The 22,536-nt window shown below is 63.7% G+C and carries 26 protein-coding genes; 15 read left to right on the top strand and 11 right to left on the bottom strand.

The window, feature by feature from the left end:
• Positions 1-149 precede the first annotated feature (149 nt).
• From ACRYLT_RS04985 to holA, 4 genes are read left to right on the top strand one after another with little or no spacing between them, the layout of a single operon-like run.
• On the top strand, positions 150-623 hold the full coding sequence (locus ACRYLT_RS04985) for a DUF3576 domain-containing protein (protein WP_482663001.1): 474 nt from the start codon (positions 150-152) through the stop codon (positions 621-623).
• Between the two features lie 22 nt (positions 624-645).
• On the top strand, positions 646-3,165 hold the full coding sequence (gene leuS, locus ACRYLT_RS04980; protein WP_482663000.1) for a leucine--tRNA ligase: 2,520 nt from the start codon (positions 646-648) through the stop codon (positions 3,163-3,165).
• Positions 3,162-3,662 carry an LPS assembly lipoprotein LptE gene (lptE, locus tag ACRYLT_RS04975; protein ID WP_482662999.1) on the top strand — a complete coding sequence of 167 codons (501 nt, stop codon included), beginning with the start codon at positions 3,162-3,164 and terminating at the stop codon, positions 3,660-3,662. The genes leuS and lptE overlap by 4 nt, the downstream gene beginning before the upstream one ends.
• A complete protein-coding gene (gene holA, locus ACRYLT_RS04970) occupies positions 3,659-4,681 on the top strand; it encodes a DNA polymerase III subunit delta (protein ID WP_482662998.1) in 1,023 nt (340 codons plus the stop codon). The genes lptE and holA overlap by 4 nt, the downstream gene beginning before the upstream one ends.
• Here the strand turns inward: holA and ACRYLT_RS04965 are convergent.
• From ACRYLT_RS04965 to ACRYLT_RS04940, 6 genes are all read right to left on the bottom strand, one after another.
• Positions 4,678-5,586: a ParB/RepB/Spo0J family partition protein gene (locus ACRYLT_RS04965; protein WP_482662997.1), complete on the bottom strand. Its 909-nt coding sequence runs from the start codon at positions 5,584-5,586 to the stop codon at positions 4,678-4,680. The genes holA and ACRYLT_RS04965 overlap by 4 nt on opposite strands.
• Positions 5,583-6,365, bottom strand: coding sequence for a ParA family protein (locus ACRYLT_RS04960; protein ID WP_482662996.1), 783 nt, complete (start codon positions 6,363-6,365; stop codon positions 5,583-5,585). The genes ACRYLT_RS04965 and ACRYLT_RS04960 overlap by 4 nt, the downstream gene beginning before the upstream one ends.
• Positions 6,362-6,997 (bottom strand): 16S rRNA (guanine(527)-N(7))-methyltransferase RsmG, encoded by a 636-nt coding sequence (gene rsmG / locus ACRYLT_RS04955; RefSeq protein ID WP_482662995.1) that lies wholly within the window; start codon positions 6,995-6,997, stop codon positions 6,362-6,364. Before rsmG ends, ACRYLT_RS04960 begins: the two co-directional genes overlap by 4 nt.
• Positions 6,994-8,844 (bottom strand): tRNA uridine-5-carboxymethylaminomethyl(34) synthesis enzyme MnmG, encoded by a 1,851-nt coding sequence (gene mnmG / locus ACRYLT_RS04950; RefSeq protein WP_482665398.1) that lies wholly within the window; start codon positions 8,842-8,844, stop codon positions 6,994-6,996. The genes rsmG and mnmG overlap by 4 nt, the downstream gene beginning before the upstream one ends.
• A gap of 79 nt (positions 8,845-8,923) precedes the next feature.
• Complete coding sequence (gene mnmE / locus ACRYLT_RS04945; RefSeq protein ID WP_482665397.1) at positions 8,924-10,198, bottom strand: tRNA uridine-5-carboxymethylaminomethyl(34) synthesis GTPase MnmE; 1,275 nt, start codon at positions 10,196-10,198, stop codon at positions 8,924-8,926.
• Entirely contained in the window at positions 10,195-10,428 is a 234-nt protein-coding gene (locus ACRYLT_RS04940; protein ID WP_482662994.1) for a DUF6489 family protein, read from the bottom strand. The genes mnmE and ACRYLT_RS04940 overlap by 4 nt, the downstream gene beginning before the upstream one ends.
• A 79-nt stretch (positions 10,429-10,507) precedes the next feature.
• Between ACRYLT_RS04940 and ACRYLT_RS04935 the strand changes: the two genes are divergently transcribed.
• Positions 10,508-11,206: a dienelactone hydrolase family protein gene (locus ACRYLT_RS04935; protein ID WP_482662993.1), complete on the top strand. Its 699-nt coding sequence runs from the start codon at positions 10,508-10,510 to the stop codon at positions 11,204-11,206.
• Between the two features lie 188 nt (positions 11,207-11,394).
• Here ACRYLT_RS04935 and ACRYLT_RS04930 read toward each other — a convergent pair whose 3' ends face one another.
• The 4 genes from ACRYLT_RS04930 to hemE form a co-directional block, all read right to left on the bottom strand.
• A complete protein-coding gene (locus ACRYLT_RS04930; protein ID WP_482662992.1) occupies positions 11,395-12,129 on the bottom strand; it encodes a TerC family protein in 735 nt (244 codons plus the stop codon).
• 22 nt (positions 12,130-12,151) lie between these two features.
• Positions 12,152-13,408: a transcription termination factor Rho gene (rho, locus tag ACRYLT_RS04925; RefSeq protein ID WP_482662991.1), complete on the bottom strand. Its 1,257-nt coding sequence runs from the start codon at positions 13,406-13,408 to the stop codon at positions 12,152-12,154.
• A 140-nt stretch (positions 13,409-13,548) separates the two neighbouring features.
• The gene (locus ACRYLT_RS04920; protein WP_482662990.1) at positions 13,549-14,004 is read right to left on the bottom strand and encodes a CopD family protein; all 456 of its coding nucleotides are present in this window, start codon (positions 14,002-14,004) and stop codon (positions 13,549-13,551) included.
• Positions 14,001-15,026, bottom strand: coding sequence for a uroporphyrinogen decarboxylase (gene hemE, locus ACRYLT_RS04915; protein ID WP_482662989.1), 1,026 nt, complete (start codon positions 15,024-15,026; stop codon positions 14,001-14,003). Before hemE ends, ACRYLT_RS04920 begins: the two co-directional genes overlap by 4 nt.
• 340 nt (positions 15,027-15,366) lie before the next feature.
• Here hemE and ACRYLT_RS04910 point away from each other — a divergent pair, with 340 nt between their 5' ends.
• The 10 genes from ACRYLT_RS04910 to ACRYLT_RS04865 all read left to right on the top strand — a co-directional run bounded on the left by ACRYLT_RS04910 (position 15,367) and on the right by ACRYLT_RS04865 (position 21,877).
• Entirely contained in the window at positions 15,367-16,203 is an 837-nt protein-coding gene (locus ACRYLT_RS04910; protein WP_482662988.1) for a pyruvate, water dikinase regulatory protein, read from the top strand.
• On the top strand, positions 16,200-16,793 hold the full coding sequence (locus ACRYLT_RS04905; protein WP_482662987.1) for a Maf family protein: 594 nt from the start codon (positions 16,200-16,202) through the stop codon (positions 16,791-16,793). The genes ACRYLT_RS04910 and ACRYLT_RS04905 overlap by 4 nt, the downstream gene beginning before the upstream one ends.
• Before the next feature lie 350 nt (positions 16,794-17,143).
• The gene (gene coaE, locus ACRYLT_RS04900) at positions 17,144-17,740 is read left to right on the top strand and encodes a dephospho-CoA kinase (RefSeq protein WP_482662986.1); all 597 of its coding nucleotides are present in this window, start codon (positions 17,144-17,146) and stop codon (positions 17,738-17,740) included.
• A gap of 7 nt (positions 17,741-17,747) precedes the next feature.
• Positions 17,748-18,461, top strand: a complete 714-nt coding sequence (dnaQ, locus tag ACRYLT_RS04895) for a DNA polymerase III subunit epsilon (protein WP_482662985.1) — start codon at positions 17,748-17,750, stop codon at positions 18,459-18,461.
• Positions 18,462-18,515: 54 nt separating this feature from the next.
• Complete coding sequence (hpf, locus tag ACRYLT_RS04890) at positions 18,516-19,094, top strand: ribosome hibernation-promoting factor, HPF/YfiA family (RefSeq protein WP_482662984.1); 579 nt, start codon at positions 18,516-18,518, stop codon at positions 19,092-19,094.
• A gap of 58 nt (positions 19,095-19,152) precedes the next feature.
• Positions 19,153-19,620 carry a PTS sugar transporter subunit IIA gene (locus tag ACRYLT_RS04885; RefSeq protein WP_482662983.1) on the top strand — a complete coding sequence of 156 codons (468 nt, stop codon included), beginning with the start codon at positions 19,153-19,155 and terminating at the stop codon, positions 19,618-19,620.
• Positions 19,610-20,068 carry a PaaI family thioesterase gene (locus ACRYLT_RS04880; RefSeq protein WP_482662982.1) on the top strand — a complete coding sequence of 153 codons (459 nt, stop codon included), beginning with the start codon at positions 19,610-19,612 and terminating at the stop codon, positions 20,066-20,068. Before ACRYLT_RS04885 ends, ACRYLT_RS04880 begins: the two co-directional genes overlap by 11 nt.
• The gene (locus ACRYLT_RS04875) at positions 20,068-20,406 is read left to right on the top strand and encodes a DUF1491 family protein (RefSeq protein ID WP_482662981.1); all 339 of its coding nucleotides are present in this window, start codon (positions 20,068-20,070) and stop codon (positions 20,404-20,406) included. The genes ACRYLT_RS04880 and ACRYLT_RS04875 overlap by 1 nt, the downstream gene beginning before the upstream one ends.
• 168 nt (positions 20,407-20,574) lie before the next feature.
• Positions 20,575-21,276 carry a cell wall hydrolase gene (locus tag ACRYLT_RS04870; RefSeq protein WP_482662980.1) on the top strand — a complete coding sequence of 234 codons (702 nt, stop codon included), beginning with the start codon at positions 20,575-20,577 and terminating at the stop codon, positions 21,274-21,276.
• 103 nt (positions 21,277-21,379) lie between these two features.
• Positions 21,380-21,877, top strand: a complete 498-nt coding sequence (locus ACRYLT_RS04865) for an MmcB family DNA repair protein (RefSeq protein ID WP_482662979.1) — start codon at positions 21,380-21,382, stop codon at positions 21,875-21,877.
• Positions 21,878-21,881: 4 nt separating this feature from the next.
• Here the strand turns inward: ACRYLT_RS04865 and ACRYLT_RS04860 are convergent, their stop codons facing one another.
• A complete protein-coding gene (locus tag ACRYLT_RS04860) occupies positions 21,882-22,472 on the bottom strand; it encodes an ankyrin repeat domain-containing protein (RefSeq protein WP_482662978.1) in 591 nt (196 codons plus the stop codon).
• Positions 22,473-22,536 lie beyond the last annotated feature (64 nt).

Genomic DNA, 22,536 nt, shown 5'->3' with positions numbered 1-22,536 from the left:
CGTGAATCATCCTTCCTGTTGCAAGTTTCCCACAACGCGCCTGCCGTCGACCGTAGCTCCAGCCGCCAGGAGCGGGCACGAGACGCTTGCCGCCCGCGCGCCGACTTCTATAACGGCCCTCACAGAGAGTGTTTCCAAGGAATTCTGAGATGGCGCGCGTATTCACCCTTGGCCTGGCGGCGGCCTGCGCCGTTACCCTGGCCGGCTGCCAGTTCGTCCGCGATGATGTCAATCGGACGCTCGGCCGCTCGCCGGAGCAGGAAGCCCGTCGCACCGACCTTGCTGCCAGCCAGGTGACCTCGATCGGTGTGAACGCCTATCTTTGGCGCGCCGCGCTCGACACGCTTTCCTTCGCGCCGCTGGCGCAGAGCGACTCAAACGGCGGCGTGATCTCGACCGAATGGTATGCCAATCCGAACAATCCGTCGGAACGAGCCAAGGTGACCGTCGCCATCCTGGACGCCGATCTTCGAGCCGATGCCCTCCGGGTCACCGCCGCGCGCGAGGTTCTTCAGAACGGCCAGTGGGTGCCGGCGCCGGTGACCGCGGCCACCGTTCAGCGGCTGGAGGAGATCATCCTCACTCGCGCCCGCGACCTGAGGCGCGCCGCCCTCGCCGGATAATCTTCTTCGAAAGTCGTTGGCGATGGCATCGCGCTTCAATCCCCTCAAGGCCGATGCGCACTGGCAAAAAGTCTGGGAGGAAGCCGGCAGCTTCCGCGCCTCGGACCGCAGTGAACGGCCGAAAGCCTATATCCTGGAGATGTTTCCCTACCCGTCGGGACGCATCCACATGGGCCATGTCCGCAACTATACGATGGGGGACGTGCTCGCCCGCTACCGCCGGATGAACGGGTATGAAGTGCTCCATCCGATGGGCTGGGACGCCTTTGGGATGCCGGCCGAAAATGCGGCCATGGAGCGGAAGGTTCATCCCGGCGAGTGGACATGGTCGAACATCGCCACGATGAAGGCGCAGCTCAAGCGGCTCGGCTTCGCTCTGGACTGGAGCCGGGAGGTCGCGACCTGCGACCCCGCTTATTACGGCCACGAGCAGGCGCTGTTCCTTGACCTGTTCGAAGCCGGGCTCGTCTACCGCAAGCAAAGCGAAGTCAATTGGGACCCGGTCGACATGACCGTGCTCGCCAATGAGCAGGTGATCGACGGACGAGGCTGGCGTTCCGGAGCGCTGGTGGAGCGGCGCAAGCTCAACCAATGGTTTCTGAAGATCACGGATTTTGCGGAGGATCTGCTCGAAGGGCTCGGCCGCCTCGACCAATGGCCGGACAAGGTCCGGCTGATGCAGGAGAATTGGATCGGCAAGAGCCGCGGCATGCGGTTCCGCTTCCGGCTCGCCCGGCCCCTCGCCGATCATGACAGCTTCGAAGTGTACACTACTCGGCCCGACACGATCTTCGGCTCCAGCTTCGCCGCCTTGTCCCCCGATCACCCGATCGCCGCTCGACTGGCCGAGTCGAATCCGGCTGCGGCGGCGTTCATCGCCGAATGCAAGAAGGGTGGAACCACCGCGGCCGAGTTGGAAACCCAGGAGAAGAAGGGTTTCGATACCGGCCTGGAGGTAATCCATCCGCTCGATCCGGACTGGCGGCTCCCCGTCTACATCGCGAACTTCGTTCTGATGGACTATGGAACGGGCGCCATTTTCGGAGTGCCCGGCCATGATCAGCGAGACTTTGAGTTTGCGACCAAATATGGCCTGCCGATCCGCCGAGTGGTCGCGGCTTCTCCAGACGAGGCCGGCCGCCCGATCGAGGGCGAAGCCGATAATGGCGACGGGATCCTCGTCAACTCGCGTTTCTTGGACGGCCTCGGGGTCGAGGAGGCCAAGGCGGAGGTGATCCGTCGCGCCGAAGCCGACGGCTGGGGTGAGGGAACCACCGTCTGGCGGCTGCGCGACTGGGGCGTTTCGCGCCAACGCTACTGGGGCACGCCCATTCCCATCATCCATTGTGGATCGTGCGGCGCCGTCCCTGTCCCGAAGGACCAGCTGCCGGTCAGGCTGCCGGAAGACGTCACGTTCGATTCACCCGGCAATCCGCTCGAGCGTCACCCAAGCTGGAAGCATGTCGATTGCCCGAGCTGCGGCGCCAGTGCGCGGCGGGAAACCGACACTCTCGACACCTTCGTCGACTCCTCCTGGTATTTCATCCGCTTCGCCAGCCAACCGGAAGGCGAGCCGTTCGACAGATTGGTCGCCGAGCAATGGCTTCCGGTCGATCAGTATATTGGCGGGGTGGAGCATGCCATCCTCCACCTGCTTTATGCCCGCTTCTGGACCCGGGCGCTGAATCGGATCGGCAGGCTCGACGTGGAGGAGCCGTTCCGAGGCCTGTTCACCCAGGGCATGGTCACTCACGAGACCTACCGGGCGCCCGACGGGCGCTGGATCAGCCCGGACGAGATCGCGATCAAGGACGGGCAGCTGGTCGAAGCCGCGACCGGCGAACGGCTCGAGCGCGGCCGAGTCGAGAAGATGTCGAAGTCCAAGCGCAACACGGTCGATCCGGAGCCGATTGTCGACCAGTATGGTGCCGACGCAGTCCGCTGGTTCATGCTCTCGGACAGCCCGCCCGAGCGGGATCTGGAGTGGAGCGAAGAAGGGATCAACGGCGCCTGGCGCTTCATCCAGCGGCTGTGGCGGCTCGCGTCCGATGCGACGGCGGCGGAAGGCGACGATCCCGGACTCACGCGCAAGCTTCATCAGACGATTGCGGCAGTCGGAGCGAATATCGACTCGCTGGCCTTCAACAAGGCCGTCGCCAACATCTACGAGCTCGCAAACGCCATCGAGAAGGCCAAGCCTTCAGCCGCTCGCCGCGAGGCTATCGAAACGATGATTCGGCTTGCAGCGCCCATGGTGCCCCATGTTGCCGAAGAGGCCTGGGCGCTGTGGGGACGGGAAGGCCTGGTCGCCGACGCCGCCTGGCCACAACCCGACCCGGCATTGCTCATCGAGGACGAGGTCACCATCGCTGTCCAGGTCAATGGCAAGCTTCGCGACACGCTCACGGCCCCCAAGGGTACGACGCGGGAGACGCTGGAGCAGATGGCTCTGGAATCCGAAAAGGTGGTGAGGGTCCTGGAAGGCAAACCGCCTCGAAAGGTGATCGTCGTTCCGGACCGGCTGGTGAATCTGGTCGCATGAGGCGGCGGCTGATCTTCCTCGCCGCTGCGCTCGTCCTGTCTTCCTGCACCCTGCGACCACTCTATAGCGGCGGCGGCTCCGGCGAAGTCGCGCAGGCGCTGCAGTCGGTAAGTATCGCACCAATTCCCGGCCGCGCGGGGTGGCTCGTTCGGACCGCGCTCGAGGACCGGCTCGGCGGCGGCGCGGACGGGGCAGCACGCTATCGGCTTGAGGTCGAGCTGGACGACGACATTACCGGCTTCGGTATCCGGCGCGACAATGCGGTCACTCGTGAGCGACGAACTCTCCGGGCGCGTTACCGCCTCGTCGAGGCGGAACGCGGTACAGTCGTTCTCGACGCCACGGCAGGCTCGGACGCCGGCGTCGACGTCGTCTCTTCGGAATATGCCACGGTGGCCGCGGAGCAGACGGCTCTGGAGCGGCTGTCCGTCGAAGTTGCGGACCAGATCGTGGCTCGAATCGCGCTCTACGCGTCACGCACCGGCGGCGGCCGGTGAAGGCAAATCGCGCCCAGATCGAGAAGGCGCTGAGGAACCCGGGCGAGACCCGTTTCTTCCTGTTGCACGGTCCGGATGAAGCCGGCAGCCGGGGCCTTGTAAAGCTGCTCGCGACCGCCATGGGGGAGAAGGCCGAGCGGATCGACCTGACCGGCGCGGACTTGAAGGTCGACAGTGCCCGGCTGGCTGACGAAGCGGCCGCCATTTCGATGTTCGGCGACCGGCGCTGGATCCTCGTGGAGCAGGCCGGAGACGAAATCGCCTCGGCGCTGGAGTCGCTGATCGAATCGCCGGCCGCGGGCAATCCGGTTGCGATCGTCGCCGGCGCACTCAAGCCCGCCTCGAAGTTACTCAAGCTTTCTTTGTCGGCTCCGTCGGGCCTCGCCTTTGCCAGCTACGCGCCCGACTCACGAGACTCCGACCGGCTGGTCCTGGAACTGGCGCGCGAGCATGGCCTGAACGTCCAGCGCGACGTGGCTCGACGCGTCGGCGAGGCCTGCGGGTCCAATCGGGCGGTGATCGAGCAGGAGCTTCGCAAGTTCGCGCTCTATCTCGATGCCTCCCCGGATGTCCCGAAGGCGCTTGAGCATGAAGTCGTCGATCTGATCGGCGCCGGCGCAAATGAAGGCGATTTGTCGCGACTGGTCGACGGCGTTGCGAACGGAGACGCGGGGATCCTCGAGGCCGAGATCGCTCGGCTGCGCGCCGAAGGCCAGGAGGGAATAACTCTCCTTCGTGCGGTGCTCCGAAGGATGATGGTTCTGGCGCGCCTCAGGGCCGAAGTGGAACAGGGCAAAAGCCTTGGCGAAGTCATGGCGTCATCAGGCAAGTCATTGTTCTGGAAGGAAAAAGACACGGTCGGCCGGCAGGTCGCGCACTGGAGGTCCGACTTGATCGCAAGGACGGTGACCCGGCTCGCCGAAGCGGAGCGACAGGTGATGAGCCCGGGCGGCCCTGGGGTGATCGCCGCCGATGCCGAGTTGTTCGCCATCTGCCGTCAGGCTGCGCGGCTGCGCTAGAACTTGTCTCCGCTGAGCCGCTGGCAAATCATGTCGAGCTGATCCAGCGTTGAATAGCCAAGAGTCACCGAGCCGCCCTTTGGGCTGTGCTTGATCGAGACCCTGAGTCCGAGCAGGTCGCCGAGTTGACGCTCAAGCGCGGCGATATCGGCGCTCGCTCCCTTGTAACCGATCGGAAGCGGCCGCTGCCGAGTCGGCTTGCCTTCGCGGGCGAGCTGTTCCGTTTCCCGCACCGAAAGCCCTCGCCGGACGACCTCGTCGGCAAGACTCTCCGGATCGGGCGCGGTTATCAGTGCCCTGGCATGCCCCATGCTGAGCTCACCGGTGCCGACCATGATCTGGACGTTGGGCGGGAGCTCGAGCAATCTCAGCAAGTTGGCGACGTGGCTCCGCGATTTGTGGACGATCCTGCCGAGTTCTTCCTGAGTGTGGCCATAATCCTTGATCAGTCGCTTGTAGGCCTGAGCCTCTTCGATGGCGTTGAGGTCCTGGCGCTGGATGTTTTCCAGCAGGGCGACCTCGAGCGTTTCGGCTTCGTTGAAGTCCCGGACAATGGCCGGCACTTCGTGCAGCCGCGCCCTCTGCGCAGCGCGCCAGCGCCGCTCGCCCGCAACGATCTGGAACCGGTGCCCATGCGGACGGACGACGATCGGCTGGATGACGCCCTTGGACTGAATGGAGGCGGCAAGCTCCGCCAGCGCATCCTCATTGAAGATCCGCCGCGGCTGATCGGGGTGTGGCTCGATGCTCGCGACCGGGATCATTCTCACATTCCCACGATCCGGAGCTCCGCTGACGGGCGTCTCCTTCGCCACTTCGCCGAGAAGTGAGGAAAGTCCGCGACCCAGACCCGAAGGACGTTTGCGCGGCTCGGTGGGTTCTGCTCGACGGGCGTCGTCGCTCATGCGGCCTCTGCCTTCTTCGGCAAGCGGCCGATCAGCTCGCGCGCCAGGGCGATATAGGCTTCCGATCCCGGGCAGCGATGATCGTATATCAGGGCGGGAATCCCATGACTCGGCGCTTCCGAAAGCCGGACGTTGCGAGGCACGACCGTCTTGAAGACCACATCGCCGAGGCAGGCCCGGACGTCGTCGGCTACCTGGGAAGACAGATTGTTCCGGCGGTCGTACATCGTCAGCGCAACACCCAGGATCGACAGCTCCGGATTGAACCGCGCCCGAACCCGCTCGACCGTCTGGAGCAGCTGGCTGAGCCCTTCGAGGGCAAAGAATTCGGCCTGGAGGGGGACCAGGATGGAGTTGGCGGCGATCAGCGCGTTGACGGTCAGGAGGCCCAGAGAAGGCGGACAATCGATGAGGCAGACGTCCCAGCGGAGGTCTGCGACGCCTTCCAGCGCCTCGTCCAGGCGGTGAGTGCGGCGCTCAAACTCGATGAGCTCGATCTCGGCCCCGGAAAGATCCACCTTCGCCGGAACGATGTCGAGCCTGGGCACGCGTGTCGAAACCACCACCTCATCGATGGTCCCCTCGCCCGTCAGCAGTTCATAGCTGGACCGTTCGCGCAGTGCATGACCGATGCCGAGGCCGGTGGAGGCATTGCCCTGTGGGTCGAGGTCGATCAGCAGCACCCTCCAGCCGGTCGCCGCCAGGGCCGTGGCGAGGTTGATCGCCGTCGTCGTCTTGCCGACTCCGCCCTTCTGGTTGGCGATCGCTATCCGGATCATGATCTCTTCCCCTTCGCCCGATGGACGCCCGTGGCGACAATGATCCTCGCCTCGGCATCGGTGAGGCTCGGTTCGAGACGAAAGTCACCTTGCCACGAAGACTCAAGCGCTTCCAGTTCCGACTTCGCGTTTCTCCCTTTGGGAAGAACCCAGACGGTCTTTTTTGTGGAAAAGCGGGTGCCGATATCGAGCAGCTTGCCGAGCGGCGCAAAGGCCCGGGCGCTGATCACGTCAAAGGGGCGCGGGTTGAAACGCTCGACCTTGCCGGGAAGGATGTCCACTTCGACCCCGAGAACTTCCGCGGCTCGGGAGAGGAACTCGATCCTCAGGCGCCGCTCCTCGACCAGAGTTACCCGGCCTTGGTGAAGCAGGGCTATGATTAGGCCAGGGAAACCCGCTCCGCTTCCGAGGTCGACCCAACTCGCCTCAGGATCGGAGGCATGGCGGAGCAACTGCGCCGAATCGACGATGTGGCGCAGCCAGAGCTGGTCAAACGTTCCACGTGAAACGAGGTTCTGGCGCTCATTCTCGGATCGTAGCAGATCCGCAAAGGCGTCGATTCGCGCCATTGTTTCACGTGAAACGTCGAACTCCGAGGCAAACCAATCACGCGCCTGTGCCGCTTCGATCATGCCGCTCGCCGCCGGGCATGAACAAGAATCGCGGCAAGTGCGGCTGGAGTGATGCCGCGTAGCCGGGACGCTGCACCAAGCGTTGCCGGCCGGGCGAGTTCGAGTCGCTCCACCATCTCGTTGGAAAGACCGGGAACCGATCGATAGTCCAGTTCGGGCGGAATCAGGACCTTCTCGTCGGCCCGAATCCGGTCGATCTCATTCTGCTGCCGAGCAATGTACGGGGCATAGCGATGATCCTGGATCGCCTCTTCCAGGCGTGACGAAGAATATTGGGCCAGGCCGGGCGACAGCCTGATCAGCCCATCGGCTCCGAGTTCCGGAAAGCGGAGCCATTCGCCGAGGGTGCGCCGAACCCCGTCGTCGCGAACCGCGACTCCGGCCGCTATCAACTGCGATCCGCTGTAGCGCTGACTCAAATGGGACTCGATAGCGGCCCGCTCGATTCGCGCCGCTTCGAAGTGGCGCTGCCGCTGCTTCGTCACGCATCCGACAGCAATCGCCTTGGGGGTCAGCCGGGCCTCGGCATTGTCTGCGCGAAGACGCAACCGGTACTCGGCGCGCGCGGTCAGCATCCGATAGGGCTCCGTCACTCCCTGAAGCACGAGGTCGTCGACCATGACGCCGATATAGGATTCACTGCGTTCGAACAGGATCGGCTGCGCACCGGCGACCGCCGCCGCAGCATTCAGGCCTGCCACCAGCCCCTGCGCAGCCGCCTCTTCATAGCCCGTCGTGCCGTTGATCTGCCCGGCAAGATACAGGCCAGCGACGTCGCGTACCGCGAGCGTCGGCTCGAGGATCCGCGGATCGACATGATCATATTCGACGGCATAGCCGGGCTGAAGAATCTCTGCCTGCTCGAGTCCGGGCATGGATCTGACCATGGCGAGTTGCACGTCCACCGGGAGCGAGGTCGAGATACCGTTTGGATAAACGGTCGGATCGTCCAGCCCCTCCGGTTCAAGGAAGACCTGGTGCCCGTCGCGATCGGCGAACCGGTGAACCTTGTCCTCGATCGAAGGACAGTAGCGGGGCCCGACTCCACTGATCGCTCCCGCGAACAAGGGGGATCGATCGAGATTGGCCTTGATGATCTCGTGAGTCCGCGGATTGGTTCGAGTGATGGCACAGAAGAGCTGCGGTGCCGCCCGGCCATCGCTCATCGGCGACATGGTCCAGTCACCTTCGTCGGAAGGTTGACGTTCCAGCCTCGACCATTCGATCGTCCGCCCGTCGAGGCGCGGCGGAGTTCCGGTCTTGAGGCGAGCCAACGGCAGCCCCAGCAGGCGGAGCTGTCCGGCCAGAGCCGTCGCGGCCCGTTCCCCCACCCGGCCGCCTTCGCAGCTGCGCATCCCGAAATGGAGTCGACCGCCCAGGAACGTCCCGGTGGCCAGCACCACGGCCTTCGCCTTGAGCTCCCGACCGTCGGCGAGCAGGAGGCCCCTCACCTGTCGTCCTTCGAGCCGGAGTTCGGCGGCCTCCCCCTCGACCACCACCAGCCCGTCCTGAGAGTCGATCAGATCATGGATCGCCTGCTTGTAGCGCTTGCGGTCGGCCTGGATCCGAGGCCCTCGGACCGCCGCACCCTTGCTGGAATTGAGCATTCGGTAGTGAATGGCAGCATGGTCGGACGCTCGAGCAATCAACCCGTCACAGGCATCGACCTCGCGGATCAGATGCCCCTTGCCAAGCCCTCCCATGGCAGGATTGCAGGACATCGCGCCGATCTGATCCCGGCTGAAGCTCAGAAGCGCGACAGACGCACCCGTTCGCGCCGCAGCCGCGGCGGCTTCGGTACCGGCATGGCCACCACCCACAACGATGACATCAAAGGCGTTCCGCACGGTGCGCATCTAGGTCGTTGTTCCACGTGGAACAACCAGCGACCGACATTCGCTGCGCATGATGTGGGCTGTCGCGAACTCACTTGCCGATGCAGAATCGACCGAACAGCGCATCGAGCATCTCCTCGACTCCGGCTCGACCGGTCACGCGATCGAGGAACGCGCGCGCCTGGCGAAGCGACTCGGCGACCACCAGGAGATCCCCTGAAGCCTCGGCTTCATGGAGACAGGCTAAACATTCGCCCAGAGCGTCTCTGTGCCGTCCATTGATCGCTATTTCGCCTTCAGCCGGCAGGAGGCTCCGGGCCCGCTCCAGCAGAAGTGCGGTCAGGGCATCGAGACCCTCGCCCGTCTTCGCCGATACGCTGATATCGGCGCGCGGATCAGGCTCGGAGATATCCGCTTTCGCGTGAATGATGATCGAGCGGGTCGGTTCAGGACAGGCCGCCGGATTCCCTAGCCAGAGGATCAGGTCGGCACTGGCAATGGAAGCCTCGGCACGTTGCACACCGATCGCCTCGATCGAATCCTCGCTCGAGCGAAGACCTGCCGTGTCGATCAGCAGCAAGGGCGTACCACCAATCATGGTCGGCGCCTCTACCAAGTCTCGAGTCGTGCCGGCTATTGCCGAGGTGATTGCTGCTTCGCGTCCGACCAACACATTGAGCAAGCTGGATTTTCCGGCATTGGGTGGGCCGGCGATCACCACCCGCACGCCCTCCCGAAGCCGCTCCGCCGCCGGTCGTGCAAGCCAGCGCTCCAATTCGCCCGCCAGGGCGGCGATGCCGGCCTTCACGTCGGACTGGCCACTCGTTTCGACATCGCCTTCGTCGGCGAAGTCGAGTTCCGCTTCCACCTGTGCTGCAAGCGAAAGGAGACGCGACTGCCAGGATTCCACCTGACGGCTCAGCGCCCCTCCCGCCAGAGCCAGCGCCGCGCGCCGCTGTGTCTGGGACTCTGCCATGAGGAGATCGGCGAGACCCTCCGCCTCCGTAAGGTCGATCCGCCCATTCTCGAACGCCCTGCGCGTGAACTCTCCTGGCAAGGCGGGACGCAGTGTCGGCATTCCAGCCAGCGCCGCAAGTACGGCCGCCACGACCGACCGGCCGCCATGGAGGTGCAGCTCGACCAGATCCTCTCCGGTTGCGCTGTTCGGCCCGGGAAACCGGATGGCGAGGGCCCGGTCGAGCAGGTCTCCAGCGTGGCGCAACGTCGCCAGGGTTGCCCTTCGCGGCTCGGGAAGCCTGCCCGACAGGGTGTGAAGCGCCCCGTCGGCGTCGGGGCCGCTTATCCGAACGACCGCAATCGCTGCCGGGGGCGCGCCGGAAGACAGGGCGAAAATGGTCTGGGTCAGTTGCCGGCCTTCGTCATCTGCTCGAGCATCAGCCGCCACATGTTCATGCCGGCCTCGCTCATCGGTCCCCAAGCCTTGACCAGGTCGCCGAACATTTCCGGCCGAACTCCATCCGCGACCGCCTGGCGCATCTTCTCGACATAAGCTTCGTGCACCGGCGTCAAATCCGGAAGGCCCAGGAAGCGCCGTGCCTCCTCCGGAGTGCAATCGACGTCCACCGTGATTTTCATGCTCTTCCCCTCGGCGCTGTTGGGCCAGCCAGCCACTATGTCTATAGACCGACGCTCCGCAAGATTGGGAGGATGCGCAATGGCGATGATCGACGTTCCAACGCTCGACGGCGAGGGCAGCTTCAAGGCTTATCTGGCAGAGCCCCAAGGCACCCCCAAAGGCGCGATCGTCGTCATTCAGGAGATCTTCGGGGTCAATGAAGGTATCCGCCGCAAGTGCGACCACTGGGCAAGCCTCGGCTATGTCGGCATCGCTCCCGACCTGTTCTGGCGCCTTGAATCCGGCGTCGAACTCGACCCCGACATCCCCGATCAGTTCCAGCGGGCGCTCGAGCTCATGCAGGCTTTCGACCAGGATCAGGGCGTGAGCGATATCGAGGCGACCATTCGCGAATCCCGCCGACGCCTGCCAGCAGGCGCCAAGGTGGGTGCAGTCGGTTACTGCCTCGGCGGGCGACTGGCTTTCATGACGTCAACCCGCACCGACGTCGACGCGGCCGTCGGCTATTATGGCGTGGCCCTGCCGAACCTTCTCCACGAGAAGAATGCGATCGCTCGTCCGCTGATGCTCCACATCGCCTGCGAGGACCATTTCGTCGACAAGGACCAGCAGCGCGCCATCCATGAGAAGCTCGACGATCACCCCCGAGTCACGATCCACGACTATCCCGGAGAAGATCACGGCTTCGCGGCGGAGATGGGCAAACGCCGAAGCGAGCAGTCAGCCCAGCTGGCGGACAGCCGAACCGAAGCCTTCTTCGCCGAGCATATCGGCTGAAGGAAATTCAGGCGCGAACGTTCCGACTCGCCCAGAGAATCACCCGAACCCAGAAAGCGGACTGGGCGCACGGCCGCTCGCACCGACTGAGGATCTTGATCATGCAACGAGGCTATTCCCCGCCTGTTGCAAATGCATGACGAGTCTCGATTGCCCCGAACCGGAAGAACCGGCGACGAGCGATTCGGTCAGTGCGGCTGAACCGACCCCGGCCAGAAATAGTTCAGGACGCCGACTTCATGGTCGACGAAGCCTTCATAGATCATCTTGCCTGCCACCCAGAGGATGACGACCAGGCCGACCCAGGCAATCCAGCGATAGCGATCGATATATTTGGCGATCACATTGGCCGCGAGGCCCATCAGCGCGACTGACAGGACGAGGCCGATCATCAGGATCCCCGGGTGATCCTTGGCAGCTCCGGCAACGGCCAGAACATTGTCCAGGCTCATCGAGACGTCGGCGAGGGCAACCGCCCAGGCCGCGCCCGCGAAACTCTTTGCTGGCTTCAGCCCGCTATGTTCGTCCCCGACAATTTCAGCGGAACCGCTGGACTCGCCCGAATGCTGGAGTTCGCGATACATTTTCCAGGACACCCACAGCAGCAGCACGCCGCCGGCGAGGATCAGACCCACGATCTGCATCAGCTGAGTGACGAGCAGGGCGAAGAAGATCCGCAGCACCAGGGCAGCGATGATGCCGATCATGATGACCTGGCGCCGCTGATGGGCCGGAAGACCCGCCGCCAGCGCCCCGACGACGATCGCATTGTCGCCGGCAAGCATGATGTCGATCATCAGCACCTGGCCGAACGCCGCCAATGCGGAGGGCGAACCCAGATTCGAGAAATCGGCGACGATATGGTCCAACATCTGGGACGGGCTGCCGAAACCGGCCTGAAGACTGAGCAGAAAATCCAGCATCACCGGCGAACGTCCTCAGAGGCTACTGGTTCATGGAAGCGAAGAAGTCCTCGTTGGTCTTCGAGTCCTTCATCTTGTCGAGCAGGAACTGCATCGCGTCGACCGTTCCCATCTGCATGAGGATACGGCGGAGCACCCACATCTTGGACAGGGTTGCCTGGTCGACGAGCAGCTCCTCCTTGCGGGTGCCGGACTTGCCGACATCGAGCGCCGGGAAGATCCGCTTGTCGGCAACCTTGCGATCGAGCACGATCTCCGAATTGCCGGTTCCCTTGAACTCCTCGAAGATGACCTCGTCCATCTTGGATCCGGTGTCGATCAGGGCCGTCGCAATGATCGACAGCGATCCCCCTTCCTCGATGTTGCGCGCCGCACCGAAGAAGCGCTTCGGCCGCTGCAGCGCGTTGGCGTCGACGCCGCCGGTCAGCACCTTGCCCGAACTCGGGACGACCGTGTTGTAGGCCCGGCCGAGGCGCGTGATCGAATCGAGGAGGATCACGACATCCTTCTTGTGCTCGACGAGGCGCTTCGCCTTTTCGATCACCATCTCCGCCACCTGCACGTGCCGCGAGGCCGGCTCGTCGAAGGTCGAGGAGATGACTTCGCCCTTCACCGAACGCTCCATGTCGGTGACTTCCTCCGGACGTTCGTCGATCAGGAGGACGATCAGAAAGACTTCCGGATGGTTGTCGGTGATGGCCTTGGCGATGTTCTGAAGCAGCACCGTCTTGCCGACGCGCGGAGGAGCGACAATCAGTGCGCGCTGCCCCTTGCCTTGAGGAGCGACAATATCGATCACTCGCGCCGACTTGTCCTTCACCGTCGGATCGAGCGTGTCGAGACGCAGCTTCTCGTCCGGGTAAAGCGGAGTGAGATTGTCGAAATTGACCCGGTGCCGAACCACGTCGGGATCGTCGAAATTGATCTGGGTTACGCGTACGAGGCTGAAATAGCGCTCGCCATCCTTGGGCCCGCGAATCTCCCCTTCGACCGTGTCGCCGGTCCGCAGGCCGAACTTCCGGACCTGGTTGGGCGAAACATAGATGTCGTCGGGGCCGGCCAGATAGTTCGAATCGGCCGAACGAAGGAAGCCGAAGCCGTCCTGGAGCACTTCTATCGTGCCCTGACCCATTATTTCCTCGCCGCGCTCCGCCATCACCTTGAGGATGGAGAACATCAGCTCCTGCTTGCGGAGCGTCGAGGCCCCTTCGACGCCGAGCTCCTCGGCCATCGCCACCAGCTCCGCGGGGGTTTTCTGTTTTAGATCATTGAGATGCATCTGGATTCTCTTCGGAGAACGGATTCTGGGCGCGGCCTGCTCAGAAAGATCTTGATGGGGATTTGAGCACCCGCGCGGACGGCGGGCCAACGACCGAATCGCCGTTATGCTCCGACCTGGTTGAAGTCAAGCGAGCGGCCTCAGAAAGGCCGTATAATCACCAGCACGACGATCAGGACGACGGCAATCCCAGGCAGTTCGTTCATCAGCCTGAGCGCCTTGCCACTGGCCGGCCTCGCGCCCGAAGCCAGCTTCTTGCCGTAACCGACCATCCAGCCATGGTAACCGGACAAGGCCACGACGAGAGCGAACTTGGCCAGGAACCAGCCCTGGCTCCAGGCCTCGGTGACGAAGGCCAGAGTGAGGCCGAAGATCCAGACCAGCGCCATTGCGGGGCTTATGATGATGTTGCGAAGCTTGCGCTCGCGCTCGATCCACTTCTGCTCCTCGGGCGAACCGGGCACCGCTTCCTGATGGTAGATGTAATAGCGCGGCAACATGAAAAGGCCCGCGATCCAGAAGATCACGAAGATGATATGGCCAGCCTTGAGCCACGCGTAGAGCAAGTTCAGAACCGTCCAGGCGTCATGGCTCACCGGCGCACCAGCTCGAGCAGCCGTTCGACATTGGCGATCGGCGTCTCCTTGATGATTCCGTGACCCAGGTTGAAAATATGCGGCCTCCCCTGAAAGGCAGATAGGATGCGCTGCACCGCGCTTTCAAGCGCCTCGCCGCCGGCAAGCAGAGCCAGGGGATCGAGATTGCCCTGAATCGGCAGCTGTTCGGGCAGTTCGCGCGCTGCCCAGACGGGGTCCACCGTCTCGTCGAGACCGATGGCGTCGATCCCGGTTTCCCGCGCATAGACGCCGAGCTTTCCGCCCGCGCCCTTGGGAAAGCCGATCACCGGAACGTCGGGATGGCGCCTCTTCAGATCGGCTACGATACGCGCCGTAGGCGCAATAACCCATTGCTCGAACTGCTTCGGGGCGAGGCTCCCGGCCCAGCTGTCGAACAGCTGCACGGCCTCGACTCCGGCGCGGATCTGGCCGGACAGGTAATCGACCGTCATTTCAGCGATGGCGTCAATAATCTGCTCGAACGCTCCGGGATTGGCATAGGCAAAGCCCCTTGCTTCCGACTGTTCGCGGCTCCCCTGCCCGGCGACCATGTAGGTGGCCACGGTCCAGGGGCTGCCGGCGAACCCCAGAAAAGTCGTTTCGGAAGGCAATCGAGCCTTCACGTTCTCCACAGTCCTGTAGATCGGCGCCAACCGGCTCTGATGGCGCTCAAGGGAGATCAGCGCGGTGTCGGCCAGGCGTGGCCACAGTCGCGGACCTTCGCCCGCTTCGAAGCGCAGGCTCTGGCCGAGCGCATAAGGAACGATCAGGATATCGGAAAAAAGGATGGCGCCGTCGAAACCGAAGCGGCGGATCGGCTGAAGCGTGATCTCTGCCGCCGCGTCGGAGTCGTACACGAGCTCGAGAAACCCGCCCTTCTCCGCACGCAACGCGCGATACTCGGGCAGGTAACGGCCAGCCTGACGCATCAGCCATATAGGAATAACGTCGCTTTTTCCGCCACTTAGAACGTTGAGCAAGGGCTTGATGGAACCAGACATGGGAACAGCGCGTCTCCGCTCTCTCTTCTTCTTATAAGATTCCTAGAGAGTCTGTTGAGGTGAGTAGGGGGGCGGAAGCCGGGGTTTATGGCTTCGCACATATTTTGCCAACAAGCTTGACGACGACCGGCACTCGCAGTTCTGCGGAGTCGCTGGGGCGATCCCCATGATCCACAGCGTGCCAGTGGATTTTGTGCACTGTGCGCGTCGCTGTGGACAGTTCTGGGTCTAGCGGGGGCGAATCCTGTCCTTGAAGTCGCGCTCAGGCTTCCGCTAGCGCTTTCCCCATGCTTATCCACAGCCCGAAATCCGATTGGAATGTCTCCGGCCGGTCGAACGCATGAACTCGGCCGCGACCAAGCAACTGCACCTTCATCTTCTGTCCGATTCCACGGGCGAAACGCTCGACATGCTGGCCAAGGCGTGCCTCGCCCAGTTCGACAATGTCCAGGCGATCCGGCACCTGTGGCCGATGGTTCGCTCCGAAGGCCATCTCGACCGGGTTCTCGATAATGTGGAGCGGCGCCCGGGGCTGGTTCTCTACACCGTGGTGAATCCGATGATCCGCCGAGAGCTGGAGCGCAAGTGCCGACGCCGCTCGATCCATGCGGTCTCCGTGCTCGACCCGGTGATCGATGCCCTTGCGGCGATCAGCGGGGAACAAGCGAAAGGCCGGGCCGGCCGGCAGCATGTGCTCGACGCCGCTTATTTCGCGCGGGTGGACGCAATCCAGTTCACCATCGCCCATGACGACGGGATCGGGCCTGAGAATTGGGAGGAGGCCGACATCGTCCTGGCTGGCGTCTCGCGAACATCGAAGACGCCGACCAGCATCTATCTGGCCAACAGAGGCTACAAGGTTGCCAATATCCCGCTCGTGCCGCAGTCGCCGCCGCCGCCCAGTCTCTTCCAACTCAAGCACCCGCTGATCGTCGGGCTGACCACCAATCCGGATCGCCTTGTCCAGATCAGAAGGAACCGGCTGCTGTCGCTGAATCAGGCGCCCGAGACGGACTATGTGGATATCGAAGCGGTCAATTCCGAGCTCGCCTTTGCCCGACGAATGTTTGCCGATCAGGGCTGGCCGGTGATCGATGTGACCCGGCGGTCGATCGAGGAAACGGCGCTGGCGATCGTGAAGCTGCATGCCGAACGGCTCGAACAGGATTCGGAATGAAACTCCTGCTGGCCTCAAGAAGCGAGACGAGGCGCCAAATGCTCGAGGCGGCGGGCGTCACGTTCGAAGCGGTCGCTTCGCAATTCGACGAGGACGGAGCGAAGCAGGGGCTCATCGCCGCCGGCTTCGAGCCGAGGGACCTTGCCGAGAGGCTTGCCGAGATGAAGGCGCGAAGCGTCCCGCCCAGCGAAGGGGATCTGGTGCTCGGCTCCGATCAGGTGCTCGAGCGGGAGGACGGGTCGCTGTTGAGCAAGCCGCAATCGCGCGCCGAGGCTTTCGAGCAGCTTCGCTCGCTCAGCGGCCGGACTCATTATCTCCACTCGGCGGCGGCTCTGGTGGAGGACGGGCAGCGTCGTTGGAGTGCGAGGGAAAGCGTCGCCCTCACAATGCGCAACTTGTCCGATGATTTCCTTCGCGATTATCTCGACCGCGAATATGATTCGATCCGATGGAGCGTCGGTGGCTACCGGATCGAAGGTCTCGGCGTTCAACTCTTCGACCGGATCGAAGGTAGCCATTTCGCCATTCTCGGAATGCCCCTCCTCCCGCTGCTCGCCTATCTTCGCGAACGCGGTCTGCTCCGGAGTTAGTGGTTTCCGAAGGTTCGGCCTGGTCCCCTTGTGCCGAAGCGATCGCCGATCCGATCGCCCGTTCGGAGTCGCCCTGATCCACCGTTACCGGCTCCGCAAGCTGGGGCGGGAGGGGAATCAAAGCTCCTTTTCCCGTGCCGCTCGATCCGTCAACCGATGATGCCATCGTCTACGACTTGGTCTATGTGCCCTCGAAACCGATCTGATCAGGACGGCAAGACCGAAGGGGGCTTCGAACCATCAATGGGCTGTTCCATGCTGATTCCGCAGGCGGCAATCTCCTTCCGCCACTTCTTCGGAGCACCTCCACCGCAAGCGTGCGATCCGGAGATCCGGGAGCTGCTCGAGCAATGACCAGGATTCTCGGCCTCACCGGTTCCATCGGCATGGGCAAATCGACGGTGGCGCGGATGTTCGCCGACGAGGATGTGCCCGTTTTCGATGCGGACGCGGTGGTTCATCGGCTGCAGGGCCCGGAAGGCGAGCTTGTGGCCGAAATAGAAGCCTGCTTTCCGGGCACGACCGGAGCCTCCGGCGTGAACCGCAACGCGCTGGCGGAACGGGTGCTGGGCGAGCCCGAAGCGCTCGCTCGACTCGAAGCTCTGGTTCATCCCGCGGTTGCTCGGGAACGCGAAGCCTTTCTCGCTCGCCACGACGGCGAGCCGCTCGTCGTGCTCGACATTCCCTTGCTGTTCGAGCGAGGCGGCGCCGAGCGGGTCGACAAGATCGCGGTGGTCTCCGCCGATCCCGAAATCCAGCGACTCCGGACCTTGGCGCGGCCGGGAATGACTCCGGAGAAGTTTCTCCGCATCCTTTCCCACCAGATGCCCGACTCGGAAAAGCGCAAGCGGGCCGACTTTGTCATTCCCACCGATTGTTCACTGGACGAAACAAGGGATTCGGTTCGCCGCATCGTCGCTTGTCTGAGGCAAGGCAGCGATTCATAGAGGCGGAATGCGAGAGATCGTTTTCGACACGGAAACCACAGGGCTCAATCCGCAGAACGGCGACCGGCTGGTGGAAATCGGCTGTGTCGAGCTGGTCAACCGGGTGGAAACCGGCCGGACCTTCCATTCCTATTTCAACCCCCAGCGCCCGATGCCAAGCGAGGCGGAAGCGGTGCACGGACTTTCCGATCGGTTCCTTTCGGACAAACCCCTGTTTGGGGACGTGTGCGAGGACCTGATCGAATTCATCGGCGACTCGCCGCTGGTGGCGCACAATGCCACCTTCGACTTTTGCTTCATCAACCACGAACTCGCCCAATGTGGCCGTCCGGTCGTCTGTACCTCAAGGATGATCGACACTCTGCCGCTGGCGCGGCAGAAATTCCCTGGGGCGAAGCACAGTCTCGATGCCCTGTGTACGCGCTTCGGGGTCGACCGGTCGCTTCGGGTGAAGCACGGCGCGCTGATCGATGCCCAGCTCCTCGCCCAGGTCTATGTCGAGCTCACCGGCGGGCGGCAGATCGGCCTTACCCTGGTCGCTGAAGTCATCGAGCGCGAGGCGGAGCCGGTCGGTTCGATGCCCTCGAGCGAAGCGACGATCGTTGCGACCATCCGCCCGCCCAGGCCCCATGCTCCGACCGACGAAGAGCTGGAACGGCACGCCGCTTTTCTGGCCAAGATCACCGATCCGATCTGGAATCGTCTGGACGGCCGCGGTTGACGGCCGGCTGGCGTGGGGCCTAATCCGCGCGGCGGGGGCTAAGCGGAGAAGGCAATGGACATCCGTGTCTCTGGTCATCAGATCGATACCGGCGAGGCGCTACGCACCCATGTCGACCAACGACTGAACGGCATTGCCGAGAAGTTCTTTTCCCGGGCCATCTCGGCGCAGGTGACTTTCGGGAAGGGTCCCTACGACCGAAGCTTCACCTGCGATATCGTCGCTCACGTACCCCAGGGCGTGGTTTTGAAGGGACATGGCGCCGCTGCCGACGCGCATGCCGCCTTCGACCAGGCGGCCGAGCGGATCGAGAAGCAGCTGAGACGATACAAGCGCCGGCTCAAGGATCGGCATGCGCAGAGTGCCCATGCCGAGGCACGAGTCGAGACCGTCGATGCCGCTTATACGGTGTTCGCGACGGCGCCGGAGGAAGAGGAGCCGGCCGAAAACCCTCCCATCGTCGCCGAGACTCGAGTCGACGTTCCCACGGCCACCGTGTCGGATGCCGTCATGCTGCTCGATCTGCGCAACACCAACGCGCTCCTTTTCCGCAACAGCGGAACGGGCAATTTCAACATGGTCTATCGTCGGGGCGACGGGACGATCGGTTGGGTCGAGCCGCAGCGCGACTAGCCTTACCGCCCGCTTTCTTCCTATCTCGTAACGGGCCCAGGGCCCTGCCGGTGCATCAATGAGCGAACTCCCGGAAATACTGACGGTCGAGGCGGTGGATTCCGACCTCTCCGTCGCGAACAAGAAGGCGTTGTTCCAGCAGCTCGGCGCAGCCGCTTCACGGCTCACTGGGCTGCCGACGAAGCAGATCGTCGCGGCGCTCAATGAACGCGAGAAGCTCGGCTCGACCGGCTTTGGCGGGGGTACCGCCATTCCGCACGGCAAGATCGAGGGTCTGGAACAGGTCTTCGGCTATTTTGCGCGCCTGTCTGCGCCGATCGACTATCAGGCAGTGGACAGCCTGCCCGTCGATCTCGTCTTCCTGCTGTTGTCACCGACCGATGCAGGCGCCGATCACCTCAAGGCCTTGGCCAGCATCAGTCGTACCTTCCGCGACCGACAGATCCTCGCGAAGCTGCGCGGCGCTCGCTCGAAGGATGCCCTGTTCGCGCTTCTGGCCGGCGAGGAAGCCCGGAATGCCGCCTGAAGCGGCCGGAGAAATTGCCCATTTCCGAGCGCTGGAGTCGCTCTACCAGAGCGCACCGATTTGCCGGTTGTTCGATTCGGAACTCGAGATCGAGGAAGCGGGAGTCGCACGGATCCGGTTCGCGGTCCAGCCGGAGCTTTATCATGCCGCGGGTGCCGCCCACGGCACGCTCTACTTCAAGATGATGGACGATGCGGCCTTCTATGCCTGCAACAGCCTCGTCAGCGATCGATTCCTGCTCACGACGGCCTTCAACCTCAACTTCACCAGACCGCTGAAGTCGGGGCCGGTGGTCGCCGAGGGGAGATGGATAAGCGGCAAGAGGCGGGTCTTCGTCGCGGAAGCGCGGCTCGTCCTTCCCGACGGCGAGGAAGCGGCCCGTGGCACCGGCACCTTCATGCGCTCGCACATCCCATTGTCCAGCCTTGCAGGATATCGGACCGGCTGATGCCACCGCGCCTTGCCAGCTCGGTCCTCGTTTCGGCTCTGCTTCGGCGCGCCGAGTCGGAAGGCGGCTTCGGTGCGGTTCTCGCCAAAGGCGATTCGACCGCAGGGGCGGTGGCCGTGATTCTGACCCAAAGGTCTGAATCGCCGCGGTTTTTTGAGAGGGTCATGGGCGCAGATGGAAGCTACGCCTGGCGGGAATCGCCACAAACCTTTGAAAACGACCAGGAACTTGGAAAGTTCCTCGAAAAGCGGCGGCGGATCGATCCCGATTTGTGGATTTTGGAACTGGATATCGCGTCGACCGAACGGTTCGCCGCTGAAATGAACGCGTTCGATTGACGGTTCCTGATCTCAGCCGCTAGCCGGGCTGCAGCACTTCAAGCGTAGGAGCGGGGCCGTCCGCTATCTGCTCAGGATGAGCAGGACGGCACGCGAGACGGAGGGCGATCCCGGCGGCGCAGTCTGCGCGCGCCAGCGGACCCGTCAGCCGCAATGAACTGAGTTTCAATGCGAGTTTCCTTCCGCGTCGCGGCCTTGTCCGCGGCTGCCTTTTCCTTGTGCACGGCCGCCGGCTTCGCGGCCCCTTCCATGGCATCGGAGGCCGAAAGCGGCCCGGCCATCCCCTATATCGAACATGCCAGCGTCGCGCTCCAGAGCGCGGAATTGGGGGTCAATGCCCTCGACGATCAGGTACGACCCAACAGCGCCTTCGAGGCCAGCACTCCGGTCGCTGTTCACGCCATGGCCCCGGCGCTTCCGGCGCCCGGCGGAGCCGACGAGCTTCACGATCGTCCCGAAACGCGCTCGCTGAGCGAACTGGTGCAGGACTTCGCTTCCAGCGAGACTCCCGACGAAGAGGCCGAATGCCTGGCTCGGGCCGTCTATTTCGAATCCAAGGGCGAGCCGCTGTCCGGGCAGCTCACCGTGGCGGAGGTCATCATCAACCGCGCCCGTTCCGGGCGATTCCCCTCCACCATCTGCGGCGTTGTCCGCCAGCCCAGTCAATTCTCCTTCGTTCGGCGAGGCTATATTCCGGAGCCGCCGAACAATGCCCAGTGGCGCACCGCGGTTGCGATCGCTCGAGTGGCCATGGAAGACCTTGCCGACGGCGCAGCCCCGCGGGCGCTTTTCTTTCATGCGCGCCATGTTCGCCCCGGCTGGCGCCTGACCCGCGTCGCCACCGTCGGGAATCACATCTTCTACCGCTGACCTCGCGAATAGCGGTGGGACCGGCCCGCTCTCCAGTGCCCGGAGAGCGGGCCTTTCCTTTGCCCCTTTGCACTTGTTCTCGTTTCATTCTAGCCTGCGGGCCATGGCTTCCCTCCCCGACTCGAACCGAAACGCCTGCTTCGACGATTTGCCGCTTCTCGCTCGGGACGTAGCGAGAGGCGTGTCTCGGCTATTCTTTCGCGCCGACATTTTCGCACTGTGCGAGGTGCCGCTTCCGAACGGCCGACGGGCGGACCTGATGGCGATCGATCCGAAGGGTCAGTTGGTGATCGTCGAGATCAAGGTTTCGCGCGCGGACTTGTTGGGAGACCAGAAGTGGCCCGGCTATCTCGATTATTGTGATCGCTTTTATTGGGCCGTTCCAAGCGGGTTCGCACTGGATCCGTTCGAAGGCGAGGGCTTTGGGCGTGACTGCGCGGGGTTGATCGTCGCCGACCGCTATGATGCCGAGCTGATCCGGGAAGCGGCGTGCCGGCCGATGGCTGCCGCGCGGCGCAAGGCCGAAACCCTCCGCTTCGCGCGCCGAGCGGCCCGGCGCCTGGCGGGGGACCTGGATCCGGGCCTGGCCGGCCTCGATTGAGCCCCTATTGGCGGCTGGTGCGAGGGCCAGCCTCTAGCACGCGCAGGATCGCGGCCGCGCGCCGCTCCTGCCGGGCATAGTCGATCGCGGAATTTCCGACCACATTGTCGGTCTGATTCGGGTCGGCTCCCTGATTCACGAGCAGCCGCACCATCGGCAGGTCCAGCCGCTGGACCGCGAAGATCAGCGGGGTCTCGCCGCGATTATTGGCCATGTTGGGACTGGCGCCGCGAGCCAGCAGCTGCTCAGCGCCATCGCGCCAGCCAATCTGCGCCGCCAGGATCAGCGGAGTGGTGCCATCGTTGGCCTGGATGTCGGGACGCGCGCCCTTGCCGAGCAGGAAAACCAGCCAGTTCGTATCCCGGCCCCGAACGACGATATGCAGCGCACCTTCGCCGGTAGCCGGATCGCGAGCGTTGATCGCCGTCGAGCTCGGGTTGGAAACGATCGACTCGACCGTGTTGCCGTCGCGGGCCCGGACGGCCTTGAGGAAATTATAAGCTTCGGAGAAGCCCATATTCTGGGCAAGAACCGGAGTTGCGATCACCGCCAGCGCCGCCGCGGCCAGTATCCCGCGCTTGTCGATCCCGCTCATTTTCCCGATTTCACCCGCATTTTGAGAGAGGCCTTGATTGGCGCGCCTTAGCAAAGCAAGGCTG

It is taken from the genome of Sphingosinicella sp. SM1-17 (assembly GCF_056821765.1).
This window is presented reverse-complemented; position numbering and strand designations above follow the sequence as displayed.